Origin of the sequence: Sulfurivirga sp. (assembly GCF_015490265.1) — a bacterium.
Classification (GTDB): Bacteria; Pseudomonadota; Gammaproteobacteria; order Thiomicrospirales; family Thiomicrospiraceae; genus Sulfurivirga.
Genome location: NZ_WFYD01000068.1, coordinates 1 through 5,019, shown reverse-complemented (window position 1 = coordinate 5,019; position 5,019 = coordinate 1). Strand labels below are relative to the sequence as shown.

At 64.6% G+C, this 5,019-nt stretch carries 6 protein-coding genes; 2 read left to right on the top strand and 4 right to left on the bottom strand.

Going from position 1 to position 5,019, the window contains the following annotated elements; translation table 11 throughout:
- A partial coding sequence (locus tag F8K16_RS05050; RefSeq protein WP_294947822.1) for a pyrimidine/purine nucleosidase domain-containing protein occupies positions 1-848 on the bottom strand: 848 nt, incomplete at its 3' end.
- 5 nt (positions 849-853) lie between these two features.
- Between F8K16_RS05050 and F8K16_RS05045 the strand changes: the two genes are divergently transcribed.
- The gene (locus F8K16_RS05045; RefSeq protein WP_294947819.1) at positions 854-1,942 is read left to right on the top strand and encodes an AI-2E family transporter; all 1,089 of its coding nucleotides are present in this window, start codon (positions 854-856) and stop codon (positions 1,940-1,942) included.
- A 6-nt stretch (positions 1,943-1,948) separates the two neighbouring features.
- Here the strand turns inward: F8K16_RS05045 and F8K16_RS05040 are convergent, their stop codons facing one another.
- Entirely contained in the window at positions 1,949-3,418 is a 1,470-nt protein-coding gene (locus F8K16_RS05040; protein ID WP_294947816.1) for a diguanylate cyclase, read from the bottom strand.
- A 43-nt stretch (positions 3,419-3,461) separates the two neighbouring features.
- The gene (gene radC / locus F8K16_RS05035) at positions 3,462-4,145 is read right to left on the bottom strand and encodes a DNA repair protein RadC (protein ID WP_294947813.1); all 684 of its coding nucleotides are present in this window, start codon (positions 4,143-4,145) and stop codon (positions 3,462-3,464) included.
- Between the two features lie 36 nt (positions 4,146-4,181).
- Between radC and F8K16_RS05030 the strand changes: the two genes are divergently transcribed.
- The gene (locus F8K16_RS05030; protein WP_294947810.1) at positions 4,182-4,565 is read left to right on the top strand and encodes a thioesterase family protein; all 384 of its coding nucleotides are present in this window, start codon (positions 4,182-4,184) and stop codon (positions 4,563-4,565) included.
- 53 nt (positions 4,566-4,618) lie between these two features.
- Here F8K16_RS05030 and F8K16_RS05025 read toward each other — a convergent pair.
- The coding region (locus tag F8K16_RS05025; RefSeq protein WP_294947805.1) for a DbpA RNA binding domain-containing protein at positions 4,619-5,019 on the bottom strand (401 nt) is incomplete at its 5' end.

Sequence of the window (5,019 nt, the reverse complement as noted above, 5' to 3'; positions counted from 1 at the left end):
GGCAGGGCCACATGCTGGTTGGCCGGATGCAGCAGGATGCTGATCAGGTAGAAAATCTCCTCCAGCGTGCCGACGCCGCCCGGGAAGATGATGATGCCATGGCCGAGGCGCACGAAGGCCTCCAGCCGTTTTTCGATGTCCGGCAGGATGCACAGCTCGGTGACCACCGGATTGGGCGGTTCGGCGGCGATGATGCCCGGTTCGGTCAGCCCGATGAAGCGCCCGTCCTGCACCCGCTGCTTGTGGTGGCCCACGCCGGCGCCCTTCATGGGGCCCTTCATCACGCCGGGGCCGCAGCCGGTGCACACGTCCAGCCCGCGCAGTCCCAGCTCGTAGCCGGTGTGCTTGCTGTATTCGTACTCCTTTCGGCTGACGGCGTGCCCGCCCCAGCAGACGACAATGTTGGGCACCCGGTTGGGCACCAGCAGGCGGGCGTTGCGCAGAATGTGGAACACCGCGTTGGTGATGTCTTCCGGGTCGCTGAGGTCGAAGCGGCCGGAGCGGGTGATGTCGTTGCGGGTGTAGACCAGGTCGCGCAGCACGGCGAACAGGTGGTGCTTGATGCCCTCGATCAGCTCGCCGTCCACCAGCGCGTGCTCCGGCGGGTTGGTCAGGGTGATCTGCACGCCGCGGCCGCGTACGGAGACTTCCAGATCGAAGTCGTCGTGAGCCTGGAGCAGACTCAGGGTATCATCTGTAGCGGCGCCGGTGTTGAGCACCGCCAGGGCACACTGGCGCACCAGCTCGTGCAGGCCGTTGTCGCTGGCGGTGGAGAGCTGCTCGGCCTCCTTGCGCGAGAGAATCTGCAGGGTGCCTTCCGGGCGGATGATCAGTTTGTTGACAGGCATGGGATATGGAAAAAAGGCCTTTTGAAGAGGGGTTTCTGCTGACCCTTATTATATTGGCGCTGGCGGCGCTGATGTGGCTGTTCTCGCCCTTCTGGCAGGCGCTGTTTCTGGCCATGATCCTGGCCACCGCCAGCTATCCGGTCTATGAGTGGCTGCAGCGGCGCTGGCGGCTGAAGCCGGACCACGCCGCACTGGCGGCCACGCTGGTCATGCTGCTGGTGCTGGTGCTGCCGCTGGCCTATCTGCTGGTGCGCGTCAGTCTGGAGGCGGGCGCCTTCTACGGCAACGCCCAGAGCTGGCTGGCTCATCTGGAGCCGCACAGCCTGTTTGAGCGTTTCCGGGACTGGTTGCCGCTGGAGCCGGAGGCGCAGGCGGCGCTGCTGCAGCAGTTGCAGCAGAAGGCGGGGGTGGTGCTCGGCTGGGTACAGAGGATGGTGGTGGACACCCTGAGCACGCTGGTGGGCAGCACGGTGAGTTTTCTCTCCTTCATCGCGCTGGCCATGTTCGCGCTGTTCTTCCTCTACAGGGACGGGGCCTCCATCGCCCGCAAGCTGGAGATCCTCTCGCCATTGGAAAACACGCTTGACCGGCTGCTGATGCGCCGCTTCACCGCCCTGTCCACCGTACTGGTGATGTCGGTGGCCGGTGTAGCGCTGCTGCAGGGCGGCAGCTTCGCCCTGTTGGCCTGGCTGCTGGGGCTGCCGGGACTGTTCGTGGGGGTGGCCATCGCGGTGGCTTCCTTCATCCCGGTGGTAGGCGCGGCGCTGGTGTGGGTGCCGCTGTCGGTGTGGCTGCTGGCCCAGGGGCACTGGGTGTCGGCGCTGCTGATCGCCTTCTGGGGCGCGGTGGTGGCCGGCTTCGTCATCGACAACATCGCCCGGCCGCTGATCATCCAGCGCCTGTCACGGGCGCTGCCGGGCGGCACGGAGCTGGGCGTGTCCAATCACACCTTCGTCACCATTCTGTCCACCCTGGCGGGGTTGATCCACTTCGGCGTGCTGGGGCTGCTGTTCGGGCCGGTGATGGCCGCCATGGCCATCACGGTGTTCGAGGTGTACGAGTACAAGCACGGCCACCGGCTGGACCGCGCCTGACTGGATTCAGGCGAGCGGATCCCGTGCGCCGATGGGGCGGGCGGTTTCCATGCCGGACACGGTCACGGTCGTGGCAGGTCTTTCACCCCGGTGGCAGCTGACCCGGTTGCGGCCCTGATGCTTGGACTGGTAGAGCGCCCGGTCGGCTCGTTCGATCAGTTGTTCCATGGTTTCTCCGGGACGGTATTCCGCTACGCCCAGACTGATGGTGACCATGGGCAGCACATCATGGCTCATGAAGTGGCGCTGAGTGGCGTCCCGCAGACGCTCGGCCAGTCCACAGGCCTGCTTGAGGCTGGCGCCCGGGGCGACGAACAGGAACTCTTCGCCGCCCCAGCGCACAACCAGATCGCCGGCACGCTTCTGCTTCCTGAGCACGCCGGCCAGCTCCTTGAGCACGGCGTCACCGGTCAGGTGACCGTATTCGTCATTGATCTTCTTGAAGAAGTCCACATCCAGCGCTACTACCGAGAGCGGCTTTTTGGGTGGCTTGGCGCGGCGTAGCAGCTTGGGCAGGCGCTTTTCCAGCAGGTGGCGGTTGGGCAGGCCGGTGAGCTGGTCCAGTGCGGCTTCTTCAGCTTTTTGTCGTCCGCGGATGACCAGAAGCACCAGCAGGAATACCACGACACCGATGGACAGCAGAATCAGCTGGTTGGGGGATTGTTTCGCCCATGCGATCCAGCCGTGCCAGTCCAGCGGATCGAAAGGCTCCAGCTTGGCGAAAGGCTGCTTGTCGGCAGGGGTGATGTACTGGCTCTCAATGCGGCTGAGTTCGGCAAAGGGCATGTTCTCAAGTGCGGCATCCAGCTGACGCAAGAGCGCCGGATGGGCTTTGTTGACCGCCATGCGCAGGGTGTAGCGAAGGCCGGTATCACCTTTGAAGGCCAGCCGCTCCCCCAGGCCCAGCTGATTGAGTTTTGCCCGTGCCACCGGTGCCGGGTCCACGGTGAAGTCCGCCTTGCCGCCTGCGACGCTCAGGTAGGCACTGCTGCTGTCCGGTGTTTCCATGATTTTCAGTCCGGGGATCTGCTGTCTGAGCCGTTCGGCGACCATGGAACCGCGCTGACGTGCCAGTGTCTTGCCACGCAACTGCTTGAGGTCGGCGATGATCGGATCCCCCTTGCGGCCGATGATGACCAGCGGATAGGAGGCGTACGGGCGGGTGAACAGCATCCATTGCAGGCGCTTCTGGGTGAGCACTGCTTCCGGCATCACCTGACACTTGTTGTTGCGCAGTGCCTTGAGGGATTGGTCCCAGTTTTCCGTGGGCCAGTGGATCAGGCGGTACTGCTTGAGACGGTGGGTGACCAGCCACTTTAGGGTATCGGGCGCCACGCCGCGGGGACGTTTCTGACTGTCCACATAATCGAGCGGCGGCCAGTCAGGGTCGTTGCAGAAATAGAGCGGCTTGGCCGCCAGCGACCAGGGACTGAACAGCAACAGGCACAGCAGGGCGGTCAGGTGTCGTGACGGCATGAAACGGGGTCTCAAAAATCATATGAAACAGTATTTTATCAGATCACTCAAAAATTTCGGGGGCCAACTGGCGCAGGCTGCACCAGCGTTTGCCCGCGACGATGAAGTGATCCAGCAGACGAATGTCCAGCAGGGCCAGTGCCGCGTTCAGCCTTCGGGTAATGTGACGGTCTGCAGTGCTGGGTGTCACGCTGCCGGAAGGATGGTTGTGGGCCACGATGATGGCAGCGGCATTGCGCAGCAGCGCCTGACGGGCCACCTCGCGCGGATAGACGGCCGTCTCCGTCAGGGTGCCCGTAAAGAGCGTTTCATGGGCGAGGAGCCGGTGAGCGTTGTCCAGATGGAGCACCACGAACAGTTCCCGCTCACTGCCGTCGAACAGGTGGCGCAGGAAGCCGGCCACGGCTTCCGGGCGGGAGAAGGTTTCGCCCTGGCGCAACTGCTGTTCGAAATAGCGGCGCGCCATCTCCAGCGTGGCCTTGAGCTGAACATATTTGGCCGTGCCCAGCCCTTTTGCCCGGGTGAAAGCGTCAAGGTCGGCCCGAAGCAGCGCGTCCAGCCCGCCGAAATGGTCCAGCAGCTGCTGGGCCAGTTCCACCGCGCTGACGCCTGCGACCCCGGTGCGCAGAAAGATGGCCAGCAGCTCCGCGTCCGTCAGCGCCTCGGGCCCCTGCCGCAGCAGTTTTTCCCGTGGGCGGGATTCGGCCGGCCAGTCCCTGATTGCCATTAGAATGCTCCCGTAATGGCTTGAACGGAGTATGGCATGTTCACCATTGAATTGAAAGTGCGCGACTACGAGTGTGACCTGCAGGGGGTGGTCAACAATGCCCGCTATCTGCATTACATGGAACACGCCCGCCATGAGTTCCTGCAGGCCCGCGGCATCGACTTCGCCGCCCTTGCGGCGGAGGGCGTCGACCTGATGCTCACGCGGGTGGAGGTGGATTACCGCCGCCCTCTTCGACCAGGGGATGTCTTCACCGTGTCGGTGCAGGTGGAGCAGGTCTCACGCCTCAAGTTCTGCTTTGTGCAGGAGATCCGACGTGCCGACGGAGAGCTGATGGCCAGCGGACGCAATTACGGCGTGGCGGTGCGCGATGGCCGTCCGCTTCGCTATGGACCTCTGCTGGCGCTGGCAGACGCCTGAATGGAAAAACCCGCCGGGTGGCGGGTTGTGTGGATAGGGGTGGTGTGAAGGCCTCAGGCGCTGTGGCGCTGGCCTTCCGGTGTGATGTCGAGTCGTTTGCCGCGCACGCGGATGCGGCGCATCTGCTCGATCATATCGGCGGGCAGATCGGCGGGCAGGTCCACGGTGCTGTAGTGGCCTTCGATGGTCAGATTGCGGATCAGCCGGCCGGGCAGGCCGGTCTCATTGGCCAGCGCGCCGATGATGTTGCCGGGCTGGACGCCGTCCTTGCGGCCCACGGCCAGACGCCAGCGGCGCATGCCCTCGGGGGCGTGGCGGCTGTGTTCCCGCTGCGGCCGCCGCGCGGGACGGGCATCTTCGAAACGTTCACGCACCGGCCGGTCACTGAGGAAGAAGGGGGTGTCGCCCTGGAGCTTCTGCGCCAGCCCGGCGGCCAGCTCCACCGCCGGGATGT

Excerpts from the sequence above, each read along its gene's own strand:
- F8K16_RS05045 (WP_294947819.1), top strand. The coding sequence starts at position 854 with ATGGAAAAAAGGCCTTTTGAAGAGGGGTTTCTGCTGACCCTTATTATA.
- F8K16_RS05040 (WP_294947816.1), bottom strand. The coding sequence starts at position 3,418 with ATGCCGTCACGACACCTGACCGCCCTGCTGTGCCTGTTGCTGTTCAGT.
- radC (WP_294947813.1), bottom strand. The coding sequence starts at position 4,145 with ATGGCAATCAGGGACTGGCCGGCCGAATCCCGCCCACGGGAAAAACTG.
- F8K16_RS05030 (WP_294947810.1), top strand. The coding sequence starts at position 4,182 with ATGTTCACCATTGAATTGAAAGTGCGCGACTACGAGTGTGACCTGCAG.